Annotated in this window: 21 protein-coding genes and 1 pseudogene; 5 read left to right on the top strand and 17 right to left on the bottom strand. The window is 68.1% G+C overall.

Annotation, left to right across the window (positions count from 1 at the left end; all coding sequences use genetic code 11):
• Window positions 1-145: 145 nt before the first annotated feature.
• Entirely contained in the window at window positions 146-778 is a 633-nt protein-coding gene (locus tag OOZ63_RS15100; protein WP_266006368.1) for a LysE family translocator, read from the bottom strand.
• 340 nt (window positions 779-1118) lie between these two features.
• Here OOZ63_RS15100 and OOZ63_RS15095 point away from each other — a divergent pair, with 340 nt between their 5' ends.
• Window positions 1119-3629, top strand: coding sequence for an ATP-binding protein (locus OOZ63_RS15095; protein ID WP_266006367.1), 2511 nt, complete (start codon window positions 1119-1121; stop codon window positions 3627-3629).
• Window positions 3630-3680: 51 nt separating this feature from the next.
• Here the strand turns inward: OOZ63_RS15095 and OOZ63_RS15090 are convergent, their stop codons facing one another.
• The 5 genes and pseudogenes from OOZ63_RS15090 to OOZ63_RS15070 form a co-directional block, all read right to left on the bottom strand.
• Window positions 3681-4307, bottom strand: a complete 627-nt coding sequence (locus OOZ63_RS15090) for a PEP-CTERM sorting domain-containing protein (protein WP_266006366.1) — start codon at window positions 4305-4307, stop codon at window positions 3681-3683.
• A 281-nt stretch (window positions 4308-4588) separates the two neighbouring features.
• Complete coding sequence (locus OOZ63_RS15085; RefSeq protein WP_266006571.1) at window positions 4589-4942, bottom strand: FKBP-type peptidyl-prolyl cis-trans isomerase; 354 nt, start codon at window positions 4940-4942, stop codon at window positions 4589-4591.
• Window positions 4943-4966: 24 nt separating this feature from the next.
• A pseudogene (locus tag OOZ63_RS15080) lies at window positions 4967-5311 on the bottom strand (FKBP-type peptidyl-prolyl cis-trans isomerase); the annotation flags it as partial.
• A 29-nt stretch (window positions 5312-5340) separates the two neighbouring features.
• Entirely contained in the window at window positions 5341-6219 is an 879-nt protein-coding gene (gluQRS, locus tag OOZ63_RS15075; RefSeq protein ID WP_266006364.1) for a tRNA glutamyl-Q(34) synthetase GluQRS, read from the bottom strand.
• Window positions 6219-7160, bottom strand: coding sequence for a LysR family transcriptional regulator (locus OOZ63_RS15070; protein ID WP_266006363.1), 942 nt, complete (start codon window positions 7158-7160; stop codon window positions 6219-6221). The genes gluQRS and OOZ63_RS15070 overlap by 1 nt, the downstream gene beginning before the upstream one ends.
• Window positions 7161-7345: 185 nt before the next feature.
• Between OOZ63_RS15070 and OOZ63_RS15065 the strand changes: the two genes are divergently transcribed.
• Window positions 7346-8068 (top strand): pirin family protein, encoded by a 723-nt coding sequence (locus OOZ63_RS15065; RefSeq protein ID WP_266006362.1) that lies wholly within the window; start codon window positions 7346-7348, stop codon window positions 8066-8068.
• Between the two features lie 20 nt (window positions 8069-8088).
• Window positions 8089-8814 (top strand): DUF599 domain-containing protein, encoded by a 726-nt coding sequence (locus OOZ63_RS15060; protein ID WP_266006361.1) that lies wholly within the window; start codon window positions 8089-8091, stop codon window positions 8812-8814.
• On the opposite strand, the gene OOZ63_RS15055 is transcribed toward OOZ63_RS15060, so the two are convergent.
• Window positions 8815-10593 (bottom strand): ABC transporter transmembrane domain-containing protein, encoded by a 1779-nt coding sequence (locus OOZ63_RS15055; RefSeq protein ID WP_266006360.1) that lies wholly within the window; start codon window positions 10591-10593, stop codon window positions 8815-8817.
• A gap of 175 nt (window positions 10594-10768) precedes the next feature.
• Here OOZ63_RS15055 and OOZ63_RS15050 point away from each other — a divergent pair, with 175 nt between their 5' ends.
• Window positions 10769-12340 (top strand): methyl-accepting chemotaxis protein, encoded by a 1572-nt coding sequence (locus tag OOZ63_RS15050; protein ID WP_266006359.1) that lies wholly within the window; start codon window positions 10769-10771, stop codon window positions 12338-12340.
• On the opposite strand, the gene OOZ63_RS15045 is transcribed toward OOZ63_RS15050, so the two are convergent.
• The 8 genes from OOZ63_RS15045 to OOZ63_RS29100 all read right to left on the bottom strand — a co-directional run bounded on the left by OOZ63_RS15045 (window position 12324) and on the right by OOZ63_RS29100 (window position 21036).
• On the bottom strand, window positions 12324-13235 hold the full coding sequence (locus OOZ63_RS15045) for a DMT family transporter (protein WP_266006358.1): 912 nt from the start codon (window positions 13233-13235) through the stop codon (window positions 12324-12326). The genes OOZ63_RS15050 and OOZ63_RS15045 overlap by 17 nt on opposite strands.
• 72 nt (window positions 13236-13307) lie before the next feature.
• Entirely contained in the window at window positions 13308-14081 is a 774-nt protein-coding gene (locus OOZ63_RS15040; protein ID WP_266006357.1) for a helix-turn-helix transcriptional regulator, read from the bottom strand.
• A gap of 51 nt (window positions 14082-14132) precedes the next feature.
• On the bottom strand, window positions 14133-14525 hold the full coding sequence (locus OOZ63_RS15035) for a hypothetical protein (protein WP_266006570.1): 393 nt from the start codon (window positions 14523-14525) through the stop codon (window positions 14133-14135).
• Between the two features lie 37 nt (window positions 14526-14562).
• A complete protein-coding gene (locus OOZ63_RS15030) occupies window positions 14563-17682 on the bottom strand; it encodes an efflux RND transporter permease subunit (RefSeq protein ID WP_266006356.1) in 3120 nt (1039 codons plus the stop codon).
• Between the two features lie 15 nt (window positions 17683-17697).
• Window positions 17698-18792 (bottom strand): efflux RND transporter periplasmic adaptor subunit, encoded by a 1095-nt coding sequence (locus OOZ63_RS15025; RefSeq protein ID WP_266006355.1) that lies wholly within the window; start codon window positions 18790-18792, stop codon window positions 17698-17700.
• Window positions 18789-19325 (bottom strand): hypothetical protein, encoded by a 537-nt coding sequence (locus OOZ63_RS15020; RefSeq protein WP_266006354.1) that lies wholly within the window; start codon window positions 19323-19325, stop codon window positions 18789-18791. Before OOZ63_RS15020 ends, OOZ63_RS15025 begins: the two co-directional genes overlap by 4 nt.
• A gap of 26 nt (window positions 19326-19351) precedes the next feature.
• On the bottom strand, window positions 19352-20578 hold the full coding sequence (locus tag OOZ63_RS15015) for a TolC family protein (RefSeq protein WP_266006353.1): 1227 nt from the start codon (window positions 20576-20578) through the stop codon (window positions 19352-19354).
• An 86-nt stretch (window positions 20579-20664) separates the two neighbouring features.
• Window positions 20665-21036, bottom strand: a complete 372-nt coding sequence (locus tag OOZ63_RS29100; protein WP_323055754.1) for a hypothetical protein — start codon at window positions 21034-21036, stop codon at window positions 20665-20667.
• A 107-nt stretch (window positions 21037-21143) separates the two neighbouring features.
• Between OOZ63_RS29100 and OOZ63_RS15005 the strand changes: the two genes are divergently transcribed.
• Window positions 21144-21953, top strand: coding sequence for a GGDEF domain-containing protein (locus OOZ63_RS15005; protein ID WP_266006351.1), 810 nt, complete (start codon window positions 21144-21146; stop codon window positions 21951-21953).
• Window positions 21954-21963: 10 nt separating this feature from the next.
• Here OOZ63_RS15005 and OOZ63_RS15000 read toward each other — a convergent pair whose 3' ends face one another.
• Together OOZ63_RS15000 and OOZ63_RS14995 are read right to left on the bottom strand one after the other, a co-directional pair.
• Complete coding sequence (locus OOZ63_RS15000) at window positions 21964-23061, bottom strand: lipocalin-like domain-containing protein (RefSeq protein ID WP_266006350.1); 1098 nt, start codon at window positions 23059-23061, stop codon at window positions 21964-21966.
• Window positions 23058-23960 carry a CPBP family intramembrane glutamic endopeptidase gene (locus tag OOZ63_RS14995; RefSeq protein ID WP_266006349.1) on the bottom strand — a complete coding sequence of 301 codons (903 nt, stop codon included), beginning with the start codon at window positions 23958-23960 and terminating at the stop codon, window positions 23058-23060. Before OOZ63_RS14995 ends, OOZ63_RS15000 begins: the two co-directional genes overlap by 4 nt.
• Between the last annotated feature and the right edge of the window lie 94 nt (window positions 23961-24054).

Here is a 24054-nt window from a genome sequence, read left to right as displayed (position 1 = left end):
TCAGGCAGTCATCGGGTCAGGCGACAAGCCCTGTCTGACTGGTGCGCAATCCTCAGCCCCAAGTGCCCTTTGCCGGCCAGTTTTCTGTCCTTCTTGCCATCGGTGCTGACCCTCGCACAGAGCTGACCTTCGTGCTGCTCGCTAGTTACTGACCCAACCGCTGCTGCAGTGCCAACTGCAGCGCCAGACCCAGCAGCACAATCCCGCTGGCGCGGAACAGCCACACGAGGGCCTGGGGATGCGAGCGCAGCCATCCGGAGAGCGCCGCAGCGCCCAGCCCGATAGGGCCCTTCACCAGCAGGGCGAGCCCCGCGAACGTCAGACCCAGTACCAGCAGCGACAAGGTGGCATGCGTGGCGTCGGGAGCCACGAACTGGGGCAGAAACGCGAGGTAAAAGACGGCGATCTTGGGGTTGCAGATGTTGGATAGGGCGCCATCGAAGAACATCCGCGTCGGCCGCTGGTGGACCGCCCCGGCCAGCCGCAGCGGGCCTTGCGGTGCTCGCAACAACTGCATACCCATGTAGGCCAGGTACGCAGCACCGACCCCTTGGAGCCCGAGGTAGAGCCAGGGCGAACCTTGGATCAGCGCGCCCACGCCAAGCGCGGCCACGAGGGTGTGGACCACCAGGCCGCTGCAGATTCCGGTGGCCGTGGCCACGCCGGCTGCAGCGCCCTGCGCGATCGAACGCGACATGACGAGGATCATGTCCTGTCCAGGTACCACGATGAGCACAAGTGACGCGGTGACGAAGAGCGTCCAGTTGACGTCAATCATGGGGAGCTTCCGGGAGTTGTTGGAGCGGTGACTGTCACGCCCCGACTGCCTTGCCGTCCCCAATCGGCCCTAAAACTGTCCCAAAAGCCGTGCCGCCGCGACCCTAGCGTGCCGATGGTCCCCGCTGCGCCCGCCACAAGCGTTCCTCGGCCAATGCCTGCGCTGCGCCGGCGGCCCGGTGCTTACGCGTCGGCCTCGATGACCGAAGGCTGTTGACGGGTTCTTCACGCTGAGCTGTTGCAGTGCAGTCCCGGTGTACGGGGGCTGCCGCCGTGCGGTTAAGCTACAGCCCGCGCGCGGCTTCTGACGCCTTGGCCCCCGCCGCCCTCGAGACCCTCCTTTGTCCAAAACCGAGCCCCCTCCGTCTATCGCCTCTGCGCTGCGCTTTGGCCCGGCGCAGCGCTTCGAGCTGCAAGCTGCCGAGCGCCGCCTGCTGGTGGACGGCCGGCCTGCAGCGCTGGGCCGGCGGGCTTTCGATCTGCTGGTGGCACTGACTGAGCGGCCTGACCGGTTGCTGACGAAGAACGAGTTGCTCGAGCGTGTTTGGCCCGGCCTGGTGGTGGAGGAGGCGAACCTGCAGATGCAGGTCAGCAACCTGCGCAAGATCCTCGGGGGCGACGCAATCGCCACGGTGCCCGGGCGCGGCTACCGCTTTACGGCGGATGTGGGTGCGGCCGATGCGGCGCCGTCATCCGCCGCGGCGGCCCCGCCCGCCGCGCCGCGCGCCGCGCCGCATTCCTTGATTGGTCGTGATGAGGACCTCAGGTGCCTGGAGGAGGCACTGGCCAGCGGCAGCGTTACTCTGGTGGGGCCATCTGGCGTGGGCAAGACAATGCTGGCGCGCGCCGCAGCGGCGCGCTGGCCAGGTCGGTGCGTTTGGGTAGACCTGGCCGCTTTGGCCGATGGAAGCCAGATGACCGGCGCGTTGGCCCGGGCGCTGGAGTTGCAGCTGACCGGCTGCGATGTCGACGCACCCGCGCAGCTGCTAGCCGCTTTGCGCGGCGAGGCCCTGCTCCTCGTGCTGGACAACGCGGAACATCTTATCCAGGCCAGTGCGGCGCTGGCAACGCTGCTGCGCCCGCTGGCAGGCACGCAGTTGCTAGTGACGAGCCAGGTTCCGCTTGCGGTGGCTGGCGAGCGTGTCCTTCGCCTGGCGCCCCTGGCCCTGCCGGGACCGCAGGAGAGCCTGGAGGCCGCGGCCGCGAACGGTGCGTTGGCCTTGCTGGTGGAGCGTATCGTGGCCGCCGATCACCGCTTCGCGGTGGTGCCGGCCGCGCTACCGCTGCTGCGCGCAGTCTGCACGCAGCTCGACGGTCTGCCGCTAGCGCTGGAGATGGCGGCGGCACGCGTGCCACTTCTGGGCCTGCGCGGCGTGCACGACGCGCTGGCCGAGCGCTTTGCGCTTCTCACTCGCGGCCACCGGGACGCGTCCACGCGCCATCGTACGCTGTACAGCGCGCTGGAGTGGAGCTACCAGCTTCTCAGCCTCACCGAGCAGCGGCTGTTCCGCGCTTTGGGAGTATTCGCCGGCGGCTTCACGCTAGACCTGGCGGTCGCGCAGATGACGGACGAGCCTGCGGCGCGCTGGGACGTCATAGACGGCTTGGCCTCGCTGGCCGACCGCTCGCTGCTCGTGGTCGGCCCGCAGGACCCGCCGCGCTACCGTTTGCTCGAATCGATGCGCGCCTTCGCGCTGGAGCACCTGGTGGAGCAGGGCGAACTGGATGGCGCCCGGCAGCGCCACGCCGCATCCGCTCTTGCCCTCTTCTCCAGCCACACAGTGGGCAATGCCGAAACGGGGGCGCTGTGCCTGGCCGAGATGGAGAACGCTCGCGACGCCATCGCGTGGGCACGTGAGCACGACCTCGCCATGGCCGCGCAATTGACCGCCAAGGTCACGCCCGCCACGACCTTCAGCGTGTGGCGGTACGAGTCGGGCAATTGGCTGTTGGCGCTCGAAGGACTGATGAGCCAGCCCGCGGGCGCGGCTCTGCCGGCGTTGGTGCAAGCCGAGTGGTGGACGGAGCGCACGCGCATCGGCGCGATCCGACGCGACGTTAACGCGCACGTCGCCGGGCGGCGCGCGATGGCGCTGTGGCGGCCCCTGGGGCAGCCGCAGCAGTCGCTTCGTGCCACCTTGACCTGGGTACGCAGCATCCAGGTAGCCGGCCCCGAGCTGGACGAGGCGTGCGCCGAACTGGAGGCCTTGGCGGACGCCATGCCCGACCTGGCGCCGCGCCAGCGCCTGGGCGTGCTGGGCGCCCTGATTCGAGCCGCGACGGTTCGCGGTGATGCTGTGGCGGTGTTGGCGGGCCGCGAGGCCGAACTTGTACTGGCGCGCGAACTTGGCGACCGCGACATGGTAGACGTGACCGAGTCCAACATCGCCAGCGCCCTGACCGACCTCCACCGGCATGCCGAAGCGGCCGAGCGCGGACTGGCCCTGCTGGCGCGCCTGGATGCCGACGGCAGCGGCCGCAACGGCAACCTGCCGTGGGTGCTTGGCGCGTTGTTCAATGCGCTGGTGGTGCTGGGCCGACTCCCTGAGGCACGGGCCCTGCTGCCGCGCATGTTCGCTGCCGCGCGGCGCTTTGCCACGCCGACGCTGGCGATCCAGTTCGGCGCGCTGGCGGCGGCCGAGCAACGCTTCGTCGCCGCGGCGCAATTGCTCGGCTATGCGCGCCAGGGCTACGAGTCTCGCAACATGGCGTTTGAGCCCGCGGAGGAAATCGGACTGGGGCAGGTGTTGAATGCAGTGAGCGCGGCGCTGGGCTCGGGGCGCGCGCAGGCGCTGGTAGATCAGGGGCGGATGCTGGATGACGAGGCGGCGCAGGCGCTGATCGTCGGCTAGGCGCCGTAGCGTCATCGCCGCTGGCACCGTTTCCTGCGTTTGCGTTTTATCTCAGAACTTGCGGCCGGACTTGCCGGAGCGGCGAGACAGCGCGATCGCCCCTAGAAGCCCGACGCCGACCAGCGCCAGCGAGGCCGGCTCGGACACGGCCTCGGCCTGCGGCGTCACGGTGAACGCAGCACTGCCCCATTGGAAATTGCCATACGAGCTGAACGCCCCCGTCTGGTCGATGGCGCAAGGCCCCCTGAGACCTGCGTTGTTGTCGCAAATCCCGTTGTAGGACGTCCACCACTGGTCCGCCCGCAGATCCACCGAGACGCCGAGGTCGTCAGGCGTGGCGCCGCCGAAGCTCGCCAGAAACTGCAACCCGCCTACCTGGCCAGAAGCGTTGGTGAACATCACGAAATCCCAGTTCGTGAGGTCGTTGCTGGTGAAGTTGATGTCGAAGAACTGGACCGAGAACGAGCGCACCGCGTCCCGGCGCACGAACACGTTGGCCTCGCCGTCGAAATCGAGGTCGAAAGTGGCGGACACGGGCGTGCCTGCTGCCGGCCCGACGCCCACGAAACTGAGGGCTTGACCTGTCATCGTGACGAGCGCGGCCGAGGCCTGGCCCGACATGGCGGTGGCGAAGAGAGCGGCAACGAGGGGGATGGCTCGACGCAAAGTAGGGTTCATGAAAGGCTCCTGATGAGGGTGGTTGGCGCTTGCCGGTTTGGACCGCCGGCTCAGCGCCGCTGATCGCGCTGTCGGATCAGCGGTGCCGCCATCATCAGGACCGTGGCGCGGCCCAGCCTCAAAGTTTCCTAAAACTTGAACAAAGCCTCATAGACACGGAATGCCCCGATTCGAGCGCAAAGGCTCTGCTGCCACCACTTGCCAGTGGCGGGTGAGCCAAGGCGGGCGCCTGGGGCAGTCTTTCGATTGGGCGGCATTGCGGCCGCCACCGCACTACGGCTTTAGACCCCCAGCAGCTCGACCTCGAACATCAGCGTGGCGTTCGGCGGGATCACGCCGCCGGCGCCGCGCGGGCCGTAGCCGAGCTCCGAGGGGATGATCAGCACGCGGGTGCCGCCGATCTTCATGCCTTGCACGCCTTCGTCCCAGCCGCGTATCACCATGCCGGCGTCGAGCTTGAACTTGAAGGGGTCACGGCGGTCCTTGCTGGAGTCGAACTTTTTGCCCTTGTTGCCGTTCTTGTAGAGCCAGCCGGTGTAGTGCACGGTGACGTTGGCGCCGCTCTTGGCCTCGGCACCGTCGCCCACCACCACGTCCTCGTACTGCAGGCCGCTGGCGGTGGTCTGCAGGGTCAGCTCGACCGGCTCCTCGCCGCCGGCCACGCCCAGCAACTCCACCTCGAACAGCAGCGTAGCGTTCGGCGGGATCACGCCGCCGGCGCCCTGGGCGCCATAGCCCAGCTCGGGCGGGATGATCAGCGTGCGGCTGCCACCGACCTTCATACCTTGCACGCCCTCGTCCCAGCCGCGTATGACCATACCGGCGTCCAGATCGAACTGGAAGGGGTCATTGCGGTCCTTGCTCGAATCGAACTTGCTGCCCTTTTGGCCGTCCTTGTAGAGCCACCCGGTGTAGTGGACGGTGACTTCTTGGTCTGACTTGGCGACGGGGCCGCTGCCTTCGACGGTGTCTTCGAACTGCAAGCCGCTGGCGGTGGTGATCATGATGGATCCTTGAATTGGAATGGCCGGCATCATAAATCGCGCCAGAGCAACACGGCTTCGGCCAGGGCATCGGCCGGCGTGCCGGCGCGCAGCCTCAGACCCAGATGGGCGGCCGCCTCGCGCAGCGCGGCGAGGGGATCGCTCAGGTCCAGCGCGGCGGCGCCGCTCTGCTTGGACAGCTTCTCGCCGTTGGCACCCAGCACCAGCGGGGTGTGGAGATAGCGCGGCGTTGGCAGGCCCAGGAGTCGCTGCAGCCAGCGCTGGCGCGGCGTGTTGTCGGCCAGATCCTCGCCGCGCACCACATCGCTGACGCCTTGGTCGGCATCATCAACGACAACGGCCAGCTGATAGGCCCAGAGCCCGTCGGCGCGTTTGAGCACGAAGTCGCCGACCTCGGTCTCCAGCTGCTGGGTCTGGGCGCCGAGGCGCCGGTCCTGCCATTCGATGCGACCCGCGCCCTCGGTCAACGCTCGCCAGGCTCGCGCCGATCTACCATGCAGTCCGCCCCTGGCGGGGCGGCAGGTACCCGGATAGACCAGCTCGGCGTGGCGGGGCTGCGGGCCGGCGGCGGCCGCGACATCGCGGCGCGAGCAGGCGCAGGGGTAGGCCTGGCCGGCTTCGATCAGGCGCTGCAGCGCGGCCGCATACATCGCGCTGCGCTGCGACTGCCAGACGGGCGGTGCATCGGGCAGCAGGCCCAAGGCGGCGAGTTGGGACAGGATCAGTTGGTCGGCACCCGGCTGGCAGCGCGGCGTGTCGACATCCTCGATGCGCAGCAGCCAGCGCCCACCGTGGGCGCGCGCATCGAGCCAGCTGGCCAGCGCCGCGACCAGCGAGCCGGCATGCAGCGCTCCGGTGGGCGAGGGTGCGAACCGACCGACGTAAGGGCCGCGATGGTCGACAGCCATCAGAGCAGCAGCCCCTCATGCTGCTCCAGGAGCGAACGCCGCGTCGCCGCGCTCTGCAACTGGCCCAGCCACCAGGACAGGGCCTTGGCGGGCGGCTGGCCGGTGTTGCGCCAGGCGTAGTGCATCGGGAAGACGCGTTTTTCCTGGAAGGTCGGTAGCTGCAGCAGGCGGCCGGCCTCGACGTGGCGCCGCACCATGGACACCGGCAGCGAGCCGCAGCCCAGACCGCGCATCAAGCCCTCCAGCTTGGTGGCCATCGAGGGCACAGTCAGCACCTCCTGACCTGGCATCACGCCCACCGTCATCGGCGCCAGGCTCCGAGCGCTGTCGGCCACCGCAATGATGCGGTGCTGCGAGATCGTGGCGGCCGACAGCGGGCCGTCGTGACGGGCCAGAGGGTGATGCGGGGCCACGCAGAACACCATCTCCATATCGCCCAGCAGCTCGCAGAACACCGAGCTGCCCGGCGGCTGGGCCGAGGTGCCTATGGCCAGATCGGCCTGGCCCGAGAGCAGGGCCTCCCAGGTGCCGGACAGCACCTCCACGCGCAACTTCAGCCGGGTCGGCGGCCCTTTGGCGATCGCGCCATCCGCATCGGGCGTGTCATCGACAGGCAGCTGGTAGAAGGCCTCCATCAGATCGAACAGGGCGCGCCGCGCCACCGCATCGTCGATCGCAATGGTCAGCTCGCTCTCCCAGCCGGTGGCGACGCGCCGCACCCGGTTGGCCACCGCGTCCATCTCCTGCAGCAGGCGCCGGCCCTCGACCAGGAGTTCCTGGCCGGCGGCGGTCAGCTCGGCCTGGCGTGAGCGGCGGTCGAACAGCAGCACGTCCAGCGCCTCCTCCAACTGGCGAACGCTATAGGTCAGCGCCGAGGGCACCTTGCCCATGGCCCGCGCGGCGGCAGCAAAGCTGCCGGTGCGGGCGATGGTGTCCATCATCGTCAAGGCCTCCGGGGTCAGGACGCGGCGTTTGTCGTGGTTGGCGTGCATGTGCAGAGGGCAAAGGCGTGGGACTTCATCTTATTTGAATGTTGACTTCATCGGAGAGGGGGCTTTATTGAAGGTCGCGGCTCCTACATTGGATCCATGGCGCCGACGAGGCGCTCAACAAACAGGAGCTCACGATGCTTGAACTGATCAAATCCTCTGACCGCGGTTATGCCGATCATGGCTGGCTGAAGTCCTTTCACAGTTTCTCCTTCGCCGACTACTACAACCCCGAGCGCATGGGTTTTGGCGCGCTGCGCGTGATCAATGAGGACCGCATCGCCCCGGGCACCGGCTTCGGCACCCACGGTCATCGCGATATGGAGATCATCAGCTATGTGCTGGACGGCGAACTGGCCCACAAGGACAGCATGGGCAACGGCGAGAAGGGCGGCGCTCATGCGGGCGTCATCAAGCCCGGCGACGTGCAGCGCATGAGTGCCGGCACCGGCGTGATGCACAGCGAGTTCAACAACGCGCAGGGCAGGCAGACCCACTTCCTGCAGATCTGGATCATGCCCGACCAGCGTGGTGTGGCGCCAAGCTACCAGCAGCTGCATTTCCCGGCCGAGGACAAGCGCGGCCGCCTGCGCTTGGTGGCCTCGAACGACGGTGCCGAGGGCTCGGTGTCCATCCACGCCGACGCCAGGCTCTATGCCGGCCTGTTCAACGGTGATGAATCGGCCGAGCTGACGCTGGCGCCCGGGCGTCTGGCCTATGTGCACCTGGTGCGCGGCAGCTTGCTCGTCAACGGCCAAACCCTGGCCGGCGGCGACGCGCTGAAGCTGGCCGGGACCGAGCGCTTGGTCTTGGACCAGGGTAGCGACGCAGAGGTTCTCGTCTTCGATCTCGCCCCCTGAGACTGGATAGACTCACGGCCATGGAAAAACTGTGGACCGTGCTGACCTTTCTGCCCGCCATCGACTGGCTGGCGCTTGTCTTGTTCTTTGGCGGCTGGGTCGGGTATGCCCAGTTCGCCAAGCACCAGGCGGTCAGCAAGGGCTCGGTGCTGGCCGCGACCAACCGGGAGCGCCGGCTCTGGATGCTGCAGGTCACCTACCGCGAGGTGCGAGTGATCGACGGGGTTGTCGTGCAAAGCTTGTCCACGAGCCCCTCCTTCTTCGCTTCCACCACCATCCTGATCATCGGCGGCCTGCTGGCCGTGCTGGGCGCCAGCGACCAGGCCAGCGAGCTGGTGCGCGAGATCCCGTTCGCGGCCCGCACCTCGACCCTGGTCTTCGATCTGAAGCTGGTGCTGCTGGCCGGCATCTTTGTCTATGCCTTCTTCCGCTTCACCTGGAGCATGCGCCAGTACACCTTCGGCGCGCTGCTGGTGGCCTCGGCCCCGGACCACAAGCTGTTCGAGAGCGGCGGTCTGTCGCGCGAGGCCTTCGCCGACCGCGCCGGCCGCGTCGTCGGCCTGGCGGCCGAGACCTTCAACGACGGCCTGCGCGCCTACTACCTGGCCTTTGCCGCAATTGCCTGGTTCTTCTCGCCCTGGGCCTTCATCGGCGGCACCGTCGGCGTGATCTACATCCTCTACCAGCGTGAGTTCCGCTCCGAGGTGCTGAAGGTGTTGCAGGGGGACGGCAGCGGGGAGGGCTGATCAGCCTTCGAACTGCATCGCCGCCAGCCGCGCATACAGCCCGCCGGCGGCCACCAGTTCGGCGTGGGTGCCCGTCTCGACGACGCGGCCATGCTCCATCACGACGATGCGGTCGGCGCGTTGCACGGTGGCCAGCCGGTGTGCGATCACCAGAGTGCTGCGACCCTGCATGGCGACCTCCAGCGCCGCCTGCACCGCGCGCTCGCTCTCGGCGTCCAGCGCGCTGGTGGCCTCGTCGAGCAGCAGCAGCGGTGGGTTCTTCAGGATCGCGCGGGCGATGCTGATGCGCTGGCGCTGTCCACCGGACAGGCGCACGCCGCGCTCGCCCAGAAAGGTGTTGTAGCCCTCCGGCAACTGGCTGATGAAGTCGTGAGCGAAGGCGGCGCGCGCCGCCGCGAACACCTCCTCGTCGCTGGCTTCGGGGCGGCCGTATCGGATGTTCTCCAGCGCATTGGTCGAGAAAATCACGCTGTCCTGCGGCACCAGGCCGATGCGCTGGCGCAGCGTCTGCAGCGATACGCGATCGATGGGCACGCCGTCCAGCGCGATCGTGCCGCTTTGCGGCTGATAAAAGCGCAGCAGAAGTTGCAGCACCGTGCTCTTGCCGGCGCCGCTAGGGCCGACCAGGGCCACGGTCTCGCCGGGGCGCAGCTCCAGATCGAAATCGGCCAGGGCCTGTTGCTGCGGGCGCGAGGGGTAATGGAACTGCACGCCGCGCAGCGTCAGTCCGGAGCCGCCGGAGGTGGCCGGCAGTGGCAGCGGCGCGGCCGGTTCGGCGATGGTCGAGCGGGTGTCCAGCAGCTCCATCAGCCGCTCGGTGGCGCCAGCAGCGCGCAAGACATCGCCCCAGACCTCGGCCAGCACCGCAACGCTGCTGACCAGCAGGATGACGTAGACCACGGTCTGGCCCAGATGGCCGGCGCTGATATTGCCGGCAATCACCGCCTGGGTGCCCTGGTACAGGCCCCACAGCATCGAGCCGAAGGTGGCGGTGATGATGAAGGCCACCAGCATCGATCGCACCCGGGTGCGCTTGCGGGCGGTGTCGAACGCGGCCTCGCTGGCGTCGGCGAAACGTCGGGTCTCGGCGCCTTCTTGCACATAGCTCTGCACCACAGTCACGGCATTGAGCACCTCGGCCGCGATCGCGCTGGTGTCTGCGACGCGGTCCTGGCTCGCGCGCGACAGGCGCCGCACGCGCCGGCCGAAATAGACCGCTGGCAGCACCACCAGAATCAGCAGCCCCAGCACCTGCGTCATCACCCAGGGGTTGGTGATGATCAGCATCACCATCGCGCCGATGCCCATCACGCTGTTGCGCAAGCCCATCGACAGGCTGGAGCCGACGACGGTCTGCACCACGGTGGTGTCGGTCGTGATGCGGCTCAGTACTTCGCCGGTCTGTGTGTGCTCGAAGAACTCCGGGCTTTGGTGCAGCACATGGCTGTAGACCGCGTTGCGCAGGTCGGCGCTGACCCTCTCTCCCAGCCAGGTGACGGCATAAAAGCGTGCTGCCGAGAACAGGCCCAAGGCCGCGCCGACGCCGAACAGCGCCAGAAAGTGCCCGCGCAGCGCCATTAGCCGCTCGCCTGGATCGCTGGCCACCAGGCCCTGATCAATCAGACCGCGCAGCGCCAGGGGAAAGGCCAGCGTGGCCATCGCGGCGAGCAGCAGGAAGATCAGGGCAGCCAGGATGCGGCCGCGATAAGGCGCAAGAAAGGGCCAGAGGCCGGAGAGGGCGCGGGGGGAGGCTTTGGGAGCGGTATCGGCTGCGGGCATGCGTGGCAAGGCGGGTGGTGGCGCAGGCATTGTGGCCTCTTTGGCCGGCAACGATCAAAAACGCATGCAGCACGGGCTGGCCTGTCCTGGATGCGCGTGCGAACAGCGCTCAAGATTTCGCCGCTTGCTGTCGATACAGCAATGGAGCCAGTGTCTGGTGTTGGGACCTCTTGATATGACACAAGCAAGCCAAGGCCTGGGATGGCGTTCGCAGCTGAGCATTGCCCAGCAGTTCTCGCTGATCGTCGGTGTTGCCGTCGCCATCCTGATGGGCATCATCGGGCTGAGCCTGCTGCGCGTGCAGGCGCTGGGCGCGACGGTCGAACAACTGGCCACCGACCAGGTCGAGCGGCTGCAGCTGGCGCAGCGCTGGCGCGGCAATATCGCCGTCAACGCGACCCGGGTCTTCGCCATCATCGAGTCGGATGGCGACAGCCTGCAGGACTATTTCAAGGACGGCATGGCCGCCGTCACCGCCGATACCAGCACCGTGCAAAAGCGCTACGCCGAACTGGAAACCAGCCCCGAGGGCTTACGCATCCAGGAGGAACTGGGCGGTGTGCGCAAAGCCTATCTGGAGGCCCGTGACAAGGCGCTGGCCCTGAAGAAGCAGGGTGATATGGCGCAGGCGCGCGCGCTGGGCCGCAGCAGCTTTGCGCCGCTGATGGAGCGCTATATCGCGACGGCCGACAAGATGGTGGAGTTCCAGGCTCGGCGCTCAGCCGAGCAGGCCGCCGAGGCGGCCGGCATGATCAAAGCCTACCGGCTGACGGTGCTGGGCGCCGGCCTGGCCGGATTGGCGCTGCTGTGCCTGCTGGCCTGGGTGGTTGTGGCTGGCATCCGACGGTCGCTGGCAGCGGCCAGCGAGGCGGTGGCCAGCATCGGCGAGGGCGATCTGTCGCGCGAGATCCGGGCCGAGGGGCGCGGTGAGGTGGCCGATATGCTGCGCTCGATGCAGCGCATGCAGAGCTCACTGGTGCGCATCGTCGGCGCGGTGCGTCAGAGCAGCGACAGCATCGCCACCGGTTCGTCCGAGATCGCCAACGGCAATGCCGACCTGAGCCAGCGCACCGAAGAGCAGGCCGCCAATCTGGAGCAGACGGCGGCTTCGATGGAGGAGCTGACCAGCACCGTCAAGAACAATGCCGACACCGCCCGCCAGGCCGCAGCGCTGGCCAACGCCGCCTCGACGTCGGCCGTGCAGGGCGGCAGCGTCGTGGGCCAGGTGGTCGCGACGATGCAGGACATCTCCGCTGCCTCCAACAAGATCACCGACATCATCGGCGTGATCGACGGCATCGCCTTCCAGACCAACATCCTGGCGCTGAACGCCGCCGTTGAGGCGGCGCGGGCCGGCGAGCAGGGGCGTGGCTTTGCGGTCGTCGCCGCCGAGGTGCGCAGCCTGGCGCAGCGCTCGGCCAACGCGGCCAAGGAGATCAAGGGCCTGATCGTCAACAGCGCCGAGAAGGTCCAGGCCGGCACGCGCCTGGTCGGCGAGGCCGGCCAGAGCATGGAAGGCATCGTCGCCCAGGTGCGCAAGGTCAATGACTTGATCGAAGAGATCTCGCACGCCACCGGCGAGCAGACCACCGGCATCAGCCAGGTCGGCGAGGCGGTGAACCAGCTCGATCAGGTCACGCAGCAGAACGCCGCTTTGGTCGAACAGAGCGCCGCGGCCGCCGAGAGCCTGAAGCACCAGGCCGCACAGCTGGCCGAGGTGGTCAGCGTGTTCAAGCTGGGGCGCTGAAGTCTCTTTTGCCTACCCTGAACCGCAGCGCCCCGCTGGCCAAGGCCACGCCGCCGGCGACGACGGCGCAGGCAAGCAGTGTTACGGCGCCCAGCGGCTCCTTGAGCAGCCAGCTCGCACCGCCGGCCGTCAAGAGCGGCACCAGGGCGGCTGACAGCGAGGCGCGGGCCGCCCCGAGCCGTTCGATCGCTGCCATGTAGACCAGCAGGCCTAGCATGCCGGCCAGCAGGCCCTGGCCCAGCGCCTGCCAGGCGATATCGCTCCAGGGCGCGCTCAGCAGCTTTGGCGCACCGATGCTCAGCAAGAGCGGCAGCATCAGCAGGCAAGACCAGCCGTTAACCACGGCCGCGCCCTGCCAGGGTGTCAGGCCGCTGTGCCGGAAGGCCAGTGTGTACATGGCCCACAGCCCGGACGCCATCATGAACAGCAGATCGCCGCGCCAGCTCTGCGCCGCGTCGGCCAGGCCGCCAGCGGCAAACAGAAGCAGGCCCAGCAAGATCAGCAACAGCCCCCACAGGCGCTGGCCGCCGATGCGCTCGCCATGCCAGAGCCGGGCACCGAGGGCGGTGAACAGCGGCATGCTGCCGGCCATGAATACGCCCATATGAGAGGCCGGCGCCCACTGCGCGCCCATCATTACCAGTGCACCAAACGGCAGCCCGCCGCCCATCACCAGCAGGGCCAGTCGACGACGCGGCAGCCCGGCCGGCAGCAAGCCCGTTTTCAGCAGCAATGGCAGCAGCACCAGGCTCGGCAGGCCGTAACGCAGCGCGTTCAGCTCCAGCGGCCCCAGGCTGGTGCTGACGCCATGGCGCGAAGCGAGCTGCCAGACACTGGCGATCAGCGCGGCAGCCAGTGCGGCCAGCAGGCCAAGCATGAATGGGCGATTCATCATGAGGTCCGAGTCTGCTCGGCAGGACCGGGCGCGACTATCAGAATCCTGCGCTGTCGATGCGCAGCTTTGGTCTCAGCAGCCGAGCTCGCGCCGTGCCTGGGCTGGTGTCACGCCCAGCCCCCGCTGAAAGGCGGCGCCCAGATGGCTCTGGCTGCTGAAGCCCAGATCATGGGTCAGGCCGGCAAGGTCGCGTTCGCCGTCTTCGAGGCGCTGCAGCGCCACGGCCAGGCGCAGTCGCTGGCGATAGCCATGCAGGCTCAGGCCGGTGTGCCGACGAAATGAGCGGGCCAGGTGAAACAGCGAGCAGCAGGCCGCATCGGCCACGTCCTGCAAGTGCCAGCGTGCGTCTGTGTCGGTGCGCGCAACGATGAAGCGCTGCGCGCGCAGCACAGCCGTCGGGCTCTGATCCGCAGGCAGTGCTTGTTGCAAGGCGTCTTGCAGCAGCACCGATGTCTGCGGCCCGGCGCGCTGCGGATCGCGGGCCAGTGCGCGCCAATGCCGGCGCAGCAGCCACAGCGCGCGCGGCGCCAGCAAGAAGGCGCTGGGTGTCGGCGCCAAGCCGTCATCCATGTCCGCTTGAGCACTGACGACGATGCTGGCGCGCGTCGCGGCGCCGAAGGGCTTGAGTCGATAGGCTTGGCCCGTCGGCAGGCGCAGCACGGTCATGCCGTCGAGCATGCATGTTTGATCGGCCAGACGGCATTCGGTGGCACCCTGGGCGGGCAGCACCAGCCGCGCGGAAGCCACCTGGTAGTGAGGGCTCCATTGCGCGGGCAGCGCTTGCATGACAACGCGCTCCACACGCAGGCGGTCGCCGGTGTGCAGCAGGGTACGGTCTTGCGGCATGGGCCCCACTATAGGGGCTCAGGCAGGGCTGCCGCAGACCGACGAGCCGGCCTACTTCAGGCTGAAGCGCACATTGACCGGCTTCTTGCCGGCCAAGGTCACGGTGGCCACCACCTTGGTGCCCGGACCGGTCTTGAAGCTGCCCTTGGCCTCCAGCTTGTTGTCGCCGGCCGGGCTCAGTGCGATCTCGCTCTTGTCGGCGCCGCTGAGCAGGGTCAACTTGGCCACCGCGCCGGCGGTGGGGGTCGGCTTGCCATGGTCGCGCACATGCAGGGTGATCTGCTCGGCCTTGGCCACCAGCTCAAAGTCGATATCGCTGGCCTCGACCACGACGCCGCCGTGCAGCGGTTTGTGCTCATGGGCGTGGCTGTGATCGCCGGCGGCATGGGCGGCGAGGCTCGCCAGGCTCAGCGCCGCAGCGCAGGCCAAAGTCTTGATGGTCATCATTGTTGAAGTCCTCTCACTTGGGTTGGTGTGTTGATCAGAAAGCTTGAGCGTCGCGGTCGTCCAGCAGCCGCTCGGCATCGCGGCGGCCGAATAGCCAGAACATCGCCGGGGTCAGAAAGGTGTCGAGCAGGGTCGAGCTGATCAGGCCGCAGAAGATCACCACGGCCACCGGATGCAGGATTTCGGTGCCGGGGCGCTCTGCCTCGAACAACAGTGGCGCCAGCGCGAAGGCGGTTACCAGGGCCGTCATCAGCACCGGACTGAGCCGCTCCAGAGAGCCCCGCACAATCATCTGGGGCTCGAAGCTCTCGCCCTCGAATCGCATCAGGTTCAGGTAGTGGCTCAGCTTCAGGATGCCGTTGCGTACCGAGATGCCGGCAAGCGTGATGAAGCCGACCAGGGCAGCGACCGACAACGGCTGGCCCGATAGCCACAGCCCCAGCACGGCACCGACCAGGGCCAGCGGGATATTGGCCATGATGATCAGCGCCAGCCGGATGCTCTGGTAGCGGCTGAACAGCACGACGAACATCAGCGCCGCCGAGACCAGGGACAGCAGCCCCACCAGGCGCGAGGCCTGTTCCTGGGCCTGGAACTGACCGCCCAAGGTCACAAAGTAGCCCTCGGGCAGCGGCGTTTCGGCCACCGCCTTGCGGATGTCGGCGACGATGTCCGACAGGGCGCGGCCCTGCGCGTTGGCCGACAGCACGATGCGGCGTTTGCCGTCGTCCCGGCTGATCTGGTTCGGTCCGTCGCCGTCCTCGATGCTGGCCAGCTTGGACAGCGGCACCGGGCCCAAGGGGGTGGCGATCATGATCTGCGCCAGGCCCTCCATTGAGCGCGCCGACTCGGGCAGGCGCAGCACCAGCGCGAAGCGCCGGCCGTCCTCGACGATCTGGCTGACTTGCTGACCCTCGACCAGCGCCTGCAAGGCGGCCGTAATCTGCGGCGTCGGCACGCCATAGCGCGCGGCGGCCGCGCTGTCGATGCGCACCTTGATCTGCGGCGCCAGCACCTGCTTCTCGATCTCCAGATCGGCCAGGCCCGGGATGGCTGCCAGGCGCGCGCGCAGCCCATCGGCCTGGCCGCGCAAAGTGTCCAGATCCTCACCGAAGATGCGGATCGCGATCTGCGAGCGCACGCCGGACAGCATGTGATCGATACGGTGCGAGATCGGCTGGCCGATGGCCGCTGCGGCCGGTAGATTGACCAGCCTGGCGCGGATATCAGCCTTGATCTCGTCCATGGAGCGCGTGATCTCGGCCTGCGGCTTCAGACCCACATCAAGCTCGCTGACATGCACGCCCTCGGCGTGTTCGTCCAGCTCGGCCCTGCCGCTGCGCCGGCCCACATGCGCGACCTCGGGCACCTGCATCACCAGCAGCTCGGCCTGGCGTGCCAGCGCCGAGCTCTCGGCCAGCGTCACGCCGGGGTTCAGTCGCAGGCCGATCAGCAACGTGCCTTCATTGAAGGGCGGCAGAAATGTGGTGGCGAAAAAGGGCACGGCCGCCGCCGCGGCCAGCGCCGCGCAGGCGCCTGCCGCCAGCGCGCGCTTGGGATGCCTGAGCACGGTCTGCAGCCCCACTGCATAGCGCGCCTTCAGCCACGCCAGCAGGCGGGTGTCGCCATGGTCCAGCGACTTCATCTTGGGCAGCAGGTAGTAGCTCAGCACCGGTGTCACCGTCACCGAGACCAGCAGGCTGGCCAGGGTCGAGACGATGAAGGCGATGCCCAGCGGCACGAACAGCCGTCCCTCCATGCCCGGCAGCGCGAACAGTGGTAGGAACACCAGCACGATGATGGCAGTCGCATACAGAATGCCCGAGCGCACCTCCATGCTGGCCTTGGCCACCAGTTGCAGCGGGTTCAGCCGGTGCTCCGGATGGCGGGCACGGTCCTCCTTGAGGCGCCGGATGATGTTCTCGACATCGACCACCGCATCGTCGACCAGGCCACCGATCGCGATGGCCAGCCCGCCCAAGGTCATCGTGTTGATCGACAGGCCGAAGTAGCGGAACACCAGTGCCGTGATGAAGATGGACACCGGAATCGCCAGTAGCGCGATCACCGTGGTGCGCAAATTACCCAGAAAGACCCAGAGAATCACCGCGACAAAGACCGAGGCGCCTATCAGCTTGCCCTGCAGGGTTGAGATCGAAGACTCAATGAAACTGGCCTGGCGGAAGGTGACCTGGGGCGCAGCCATGCCGGATGGCAGCGAGCGCTTCATCTCGCCCAGCGCGGCCTCGATGGTCTGCGTTAGCGCCACGGTATCGGCGCCGGGCTGCTTCTGGATGCCCAGAATCACTGCGGGCTTGCCTTCGAAGCCGGCATCGCCGCGCTTGAGCGCCGGCGCAAAACTGACCTCGGCGACCTGGCGCAGCAGCAGCGGCTGACCATTGCGCGCGCCCAGCGCGAGACTGCGCAGATCATCGAGGCTGCTGCTGCGGCCGAGATGGCGTATCAGGTATTCGCGGCCATTGAGCTCCAGGAAGCCGCCCGAGCTGTTGGCCGCATAACGCTCCAGCGCCGCCGCGAGCTGGTCCTGCGTGATGCCCAGCTCGGCCATGCGCGCGGTCTGCGGCTGAACCTGAAACTGCCGCACCTCGCCGCCAATCGGGATCACCTGGGCGACGCCGGGAATTGCCATCAGGCGCGGCCTGAGCACCCAGTCCGCATACTCCCGTACCGCCATCGCCGAGACCTTATCGGACTCGATGGGCAAGGCGATTTGCATGATCTCGCCCATGATGGAGCTGATCGGCCCCATGTGCGCGACCACGCCGTCGGGCAGGCCCTGCTCCAGCGTTGCCAGCCGCTCCGATACCATTTGGCGGGCCCGGAAGATCTCGGCGTTCCAGTCGAAGGTGATGTAGACGAAGGACAGACCGGCGCTGGAGGTCGAGCGCACCGATTCGACGCCGGGCAGGCCGTTCATCGCCGTTTCCAGCGGGAAGGTGATCAGCTGTTCCACCTCCTCGGCGGCCATGCCGCCGGCCTCGGTCATCAGCGTGACCGTGGGTTTGTTCAAATCGGGAAAAACATCCACCGGGGTGCGCGACAAGGTGAATGCGCCATAGGCCATCAGCGCCAGCGCGGCGATGATGACCAGCAGCCGGTTGCCCAGGCTGTAGTCGAGTAGCCACTTGAACATGATTGGTGGCCTCGGTTATCGGATCTGGTTGATCAGCAAAGCGCCTTCGGAGACGACGCGCTCGCCCGCTTTGAGCCCCGCAGTGACCGCCACCGTGGCGCCGTCCAGGGGCGTACTCGTCACGACTCGCGGCTCGAAGCGTTCCGGCGCGGCCTTGACCCAGACCATCGTCTGGTTCGACGCGCTGCGCACCAGCGCCGCGGCCGGCAGGCGCACGCCCTGCACGGTGCTGCGGCTGTGCACCAGCACCTGCACCGGCTGGCCCAGGGCCAGGTCCTGCAGGCCCGTGCCCTGGGCGCGGAACAGCAAGGGAATCGCCTGCTCGCGAAGCGCGCGCGCGGCGCCGATGAAGTTCAGCTTGACGCCGCTGACGGCCAAGGCCGCGCCGGCGATGTCCTGCGCTGCGGCGCCGTCGTAGGCCAGTGCCTCGACACGCAGCCGCTCCGGATCGACGATCTCGAACAAGAGCTCGCGTGCGTCAACGACCTGACCCGCCACCGCTGCGGCCGACGCGATCACGCCGCTGGCTGGGGCTAGCAGCGCTTCGCGCGAGGCCAGGCCTGCGCCGACCGCCGCGATGCGTGCGCGCAGGCTGGCCAGCTCGCTTTCGGCCGCCTCGATCTCCTTGCGCGGCACGCTGTCGGCCAGCTGATTCAGCCGCGCCAGGCGTTGCTCGGCCAGGCTACGCTGGGCCTGCCATTCGGCGATCTGCGCCGCCTGGCTGGCGCGCTCCAGCGCCTCCCCGCCCGGGCGCACCCAGGCCAGCACCTCGCCCTTGCGCACGGTCTGTCCGAGCGAAGGCAGACCACGCGGCCCGGCTTCCAGGCGGCCGGCCATCAAGGCCTGCACCTTGCCGCCGGCGTTCGGGTCCATCACGACGGTGCCGGCCAGCGCGCTCACGCGCGGCAGCGCCTCGGCGCTGCTGACTTGGGTGCGCACGCCGATCTGGCGCTGCGCCGGCTTGGGCAGGAAGACCGCGCCATCGGGCAGGCGCTGCGGGCCGTTGCCGCTGGCGGCCGGCGGCGCGTCGCCATGGTCATGGCCGGGGCCGGCCTGGGCCAGCAGTGAGGCCGCGAGCAGGGCCAAAAAGAACAGATGCTTCTTGCTCATGCCGCAGCTCCTTGGCGGCGTGCGCGCAGGTTTAGCAGCACGGCGGCCAGGACCGCAGTGACCAAGCCGGCGGCCACCCAGGGCTTCCAGGCGAGTGCCGCTTCATCCGTGGTGTGCTCGTCCGCATGCAAGTCGAGCTCTCCGGCGAGCAGATCACTCTGCTCGCCGGCGCTGACGGTGACGGTCACAGGGATCGTGCCGGGCTTGAGCTCCTCGGCCAGCGTGGCCTCGAACTCGCCGTCCTCGCCATGCGGCTTGGGGCGCAGCTTCAGCGCCCCGAGTTCCAGTTCCAACGATGCGTTTTTAACCGGCCGGTTGTCGATCGCGTGATCGAGATAGAGCGTCAGCTGCTTGCCTTGCAGCACGCCGACCAGTTCGAAGTCCTCGGACACCGCGTGGAAACGGGGCAGGGCCGTACCAGTAGCAGCGGCGGGTGCATCATGGCTGTGGCCCTCGTCGGCCCACAGGGCTGGCGTCAGTGCCAGGGTCATCGCAGCGATGAGGCCGCGATGACTGATGAAAGTGAAAAACATGGTAAATCCTTGAGTGTTTTTGGCGTTCACTGCGGCAACAGGCCCAGGGCCTGGCGCAGCGTGGACAGGGCTTGCTGTTGGCCGAGGCGGGCGCGCTCGCTCTGGCGCTGGGCCTCAAAAGCCTCCTGGGCCACGCGCAAGCGACTGGGCAGATCGGTCTCGCCCAGGCTGAAGGCCTTGTCGACAAAACCCAGGGTCTCGCGGGCGAGCTCGGCGCGCCGCGCTGCGGACCGGAATTGGGCCTCGGAGGCATCGAGTCGCGCACGGGCGGTGGCGAGTTCGGCCGCCAGGCGCTGCTGCTCCAGTGTCAGTAGGGCCTCGGCCTCGATCTGCGCGGCGGCGGCCGTGGCCAGCTGCGTCTTGCGCTGGCCCTCGCTGCCGAAGGGGATGCGCAGGCCCAGCGTAACGGTCTGGCCCCAGGCTTCGCCGCGCGCGCCGCGCTCGCGCGCGGTCGACAGGCTCAGCTCGGGGCTGGCGCGACCTTGCGTGCCGGCCAGTTCGCGGGCATGGCGGGCCAGGCGCGCGCGGTCCTGCAGTTCGCGCAGCGCCGGATGGGCCTCCAGGCTGTGGTCCTCACCGGGTGGCGCGGGTTCGCCGCCGCTGGCAGCCTCGGGCACTCTGCCGCTCAAGGCCTGCAGGCCGAAGCGGGCCTGGGCCAGCCCTGCCTTGGCCTCGGCCAGGTCCGCTTGGGCGGCGGCGATTGCCGCCTCGGCTTGGTGCTGGTCGGCGCGCGAGAGATCGCCCGCCACGACGCGTCGGGCCACATCGTGTCCGAGCTGCTGGGCCTGCTCGACCCGGGCCTGCGCCAGCCCCAGGTCCAGCGCGGCATGCTGCCAGGCCCACCAGGCCTCGCGCAGCAGGCCGGCCAGGCGCCACTGGGCCGCCGCGACGCGACTGTCCAGTGCGCCGAGCTCGGCGACGGCCAGCGCTTGCGCCCGGCCGCGTTCGCCGGGCCGCCACAGCGGCGCGGCGATGCCCAGCTCGAGTTCGCGTGCACCGTCGTTGCGGTGCAGCCGGTCGGTCTTGCTGCCAATTTGCAGGCTGGCGGGTTCGGCCGTCCAGCTACGGGCACTGGCCTGGCGCCCCTCGGCGGCTTCGCGATGGGCCGCAGCCGCAAGGGCCTCGGGCTGGCGCTGCCAGGCGGCCGAGAACAACTCGGCCAGGCCGGTCTGCGCATGCGCGGGCAGGCTCAGGGCCATCGCGATGACGCAACAGCCCGCCCCCTGGGTGATCCAGGGTCTTGTGATCTTCATGGTGTCCCTCGTCTGGGACGGGCGCAGGGGCCCGCCCGGTCAACAACAGATGTCGACGCGGGGCTGGATCAGCCCCGGTCGTAGCGTCAGACCGGGGACGTGTGAGGGGGGCGTATCAGCCGTTCGGGCAAGCCGTCGGTGACCGAGCGCCGGTAGGGCGTGACCTGGCCATCGGCTGGCCAGTCATGCGGCTTGGGGGGATGCACCATCATGATGCCGGCCACCGCGCCATGGCAGCTCGGGCAATCGGCATCGATCCCGTTGCCGCCTTCGTCGACATCGACATCGACATCGACCAGCGCGTCGCCATGATGTGGGTCTTGGTGCTGATGCTGGTGGTGGCCGAAATGGGCGGCGGCGCTGGCCTCGGTTTCGTGTTCGCAATAGCTGGCCGCGGCCGCCCAGGTCCACTGAAGCGGCAGCAAGGTCAGCATCAGAATCAGCACAATGCGGCGCATGGGGCGGCAGTGTAGCCAATATTGGGCCCCCGCTCTTGGGGGTGGGGCGCTGCGGATGGGGCGGCCTGTGTTCGAATAGCGGGGTTGTCGAGAATGATGGGCCCGCGATGCAGCAATACGATGTCGAAGCACCCGCCTGGCTGCCGGCCCTGAACCAGTGGGTGCACAAGCTGGGCATATGGCGTGCGCTGGCCCTGCTGGTGGGGGCGGTCTGGCTGATGGCCGTGGGCATCTCTCAGCTGGCCATCACGATGCTCGGCGAGGGCAACCGCCTGATCGCCACACTGGCCGCCAGCACCTGTGCGATCAGCATCACCAGCGTGTTCGGCTACCTATTCCTGAGCCTGGTCCAGCACCTGGACAAGGCGCACAAGAACATGACCCGCCACGCCACGCTGGACTCGCTGACCGGCACCTTCAACCGCCGCTATTTTCTTGAGTTGGTCGAGCGCGAATGGTCGCGCGCCAAGCGTTACGAGATGTCTTGCGCGCTGCTGCTGATGGACGTCGACCATTTCAAGCAGGTCAACGACCGTTTCGGCCATCTGTGCGGCGACCAGCTGCTGCGCGAGATTGCCGAGGTCAGCAGCGAGACCCTGCGCCAGCCTGATGTGCTGGCGCGTTTCGGCGGCGAGGAGTTCATCGTGTTCCTGCCGCACACCGATCCGTTGGGAGCACTGGATGTGGCCGAACGCATCCGCGAGCGCATCGAGGCGCTGGACTTCAGTTGGCGCGGCGAACTGGTGCCAGTCAGTGCCAGCCTCGGCGTGGCAGCCCTGCATGCCGAGCACATCACGCTGGACCACCTGATTTCTGACGCTGACGAGGCGCTCTATGTGGCCAAGTCGGCCGGCCGCAATTGCGTGCGGGCAGGCGCTGGCTTGCTGCCGGGCCGCTCCAGCGTGACCAGCGGCTAGGGGCTCCCTACTAGGGCAAGACCATGCGCCGGGTGTAGCCGGTCATCTCCAGATAGCCACGCCCGATCAGCCGGCCGCCGGCATCGAACAGCTCGCTGGCGCCCTCCCAGTACAGCAGGCCGCTGCTGGCGCGGGCATCGATCTCCTGGGCATCAAACATTGCCTTGACTTGCAGTCCGGCTTGCACAGGCGTGCTCAGCGCCCACTCGACCGGGTACTCGGCCTGGCTGACGGGGCTGCGCCAGCGCCGGCCGGGCCGCAACTGCAGCTGGCCATTGCCGAAGCTCCGGACGTGGCCTGCGGGCTCGCGCCAGCTGCCGCCGGTCCACAGGCTACTGCCGTCGGCGCGGCGCAGCCGAAACGCCGTCAGCGCGCTGCCGTCCAGCAGGTTCAGCCCCAGCCAGTCCCAACCCACCGCCTCGGGCGCCAGCAGGCTGTCGCTCCACTCATGGTCCAGCCAAGAGTGGCCTTGCAGCGTCAGCATGCGCCCGTCCAGGCTCAGCCGGCCGCGGGTGTGCATCTGGCTACGGCTGTAGTAGTGGCTGGCCTGGCTCTCTTCGGGGCCTTTGCGCGAGTAGCCGGCATCGCCTTGCAGCAGCGGTGGCAGCGCGCTGTGCAGGTCCAAGTCGAGCGCGAATCCGGCATGGGCACTGCCAAAGCGGGCGCGGTAGCGGTCGTCATCCGCACTGCGCCGCAGGCTCCAGTCGCGCAGGCGCACATCGCAATCGGCCTCGGTCGCCTTGATGCCACCAGCGCTGATGCGCGCCAGCCGCTGGTCATGGTGCAGACGTCCGGCGCGCAGATCGCTCAGCGCTACATGGCCCAGCAGCAACTGGCGCGGCGCCAGCCCGCTGGGATGGGCCTGCACGGCAGGATCGCGGTTGCGCAGGCGAAAAAATGTCAGCTGGTAGCCGAACAGCGGCTGCGTCTCGTCCGCGCCCAGCAGCCCGGTCAGGTACCACCACTCGATGCCGGTCTCGGGGTGCGCACCGAAGTCGCGCGGGAACTGCAGCGGACGGCGGCTGACACCCGACACGGCCGGCGCGGCCGCGGCGATGACCGGCATCGTGGCCAGGGCCCATAGCAGCAAACCGCGCCTGCCTGTCACAGCACAGCCTGCTTGGATGGTCGTGGCAGCAGCCGGCTGCGACGACGTGCCAACGCCAACAGCAAGGCACAGGCGCTCAGCAGCGTGAGCAGAGTGATGACCGAGCCTTCGATCCCGAAGGCGCCGCCGGTCAACCAGTCCGGTCCGGCCAGCTGGCCATAAAGCAGGCCGGCTTCGGCTTTGTGCCCCGACACGACCGCCGAGAACAGATGGCCGGCACAGAAGTTCCAGGCCAGGTGCAAGCCGATGCCAAGCCATAGCCGCCCGCTTGCCAGGTAGGCGGCTGCAAACATAACGCCGGCGACCGTGACGTTGAGTGTCGACAGCAGGGTGGCGCCGTCGTTGGGTAAATGCGCCAGGCCAAAGACCAGCGATGAAGCCAGCAAGGCCGGCACACTGCCCAGCACCCTCTCCAGTGCCTTGAACAGGATGCCGCGCACCAGCAGCTCCTCAAACACGGCCACCAGGGTCATGTCTGCGAATGATCTCAACGTGGCCAGTCCGACCGGATGAACGCCCTGCAGATGAAAGACTTGCAGCAGTGACAAAGCGCCAAACACTGTGACCACCAGCAGCGCGCCGCCCAGCAGACCCAGACCCAGCTCGCGCGCTGCGCCGGCGCCGGCGAATTCGGTGGCGGCCCGGCGATCGATGCGCAAAGCATAGAAACGGAAGGCGGCCGCCATCAGCACCGCCGCCAGCAACTGGGGCCACAGCAGGCGCGCGGGTTTGGGCAGGTTCTCGGCCAGCACCATCACGACCGACATCGCTGCGATCACCATCAAGGCGCCCAGCAGTACCCTCAGCAAGGCATAGCGGGCCAGCAGCGACACTCTGGCCTCGGGGCCGGGAGAGGGATTGGGTGTCGATTGCAGGGAGGTGGCCAGCATGTTTTTCATTCTTATGCTCCTTGAAGCGGTGAGGGCTGCCGCGCAGTATCAGGGCGAGCTGTCCTGGCCAGCCGGCCTGAATGACGAACTGCGACACGGCCCT

The sequence above is a fragment of the Paucibacter sp. PLA-PC-4 genome, assembly GCF_026241155.1.
Lineage (GTDB): Bacteria > Pseudomonadota > Gammaproteobacteria > Burkholderiales > Burkholderiaceae_C > Roseateles_E.
Note: the sequence above shows the minus strand (reverse complement) of the source record. Positions and strands in the feature narration are given on the sequence as shown.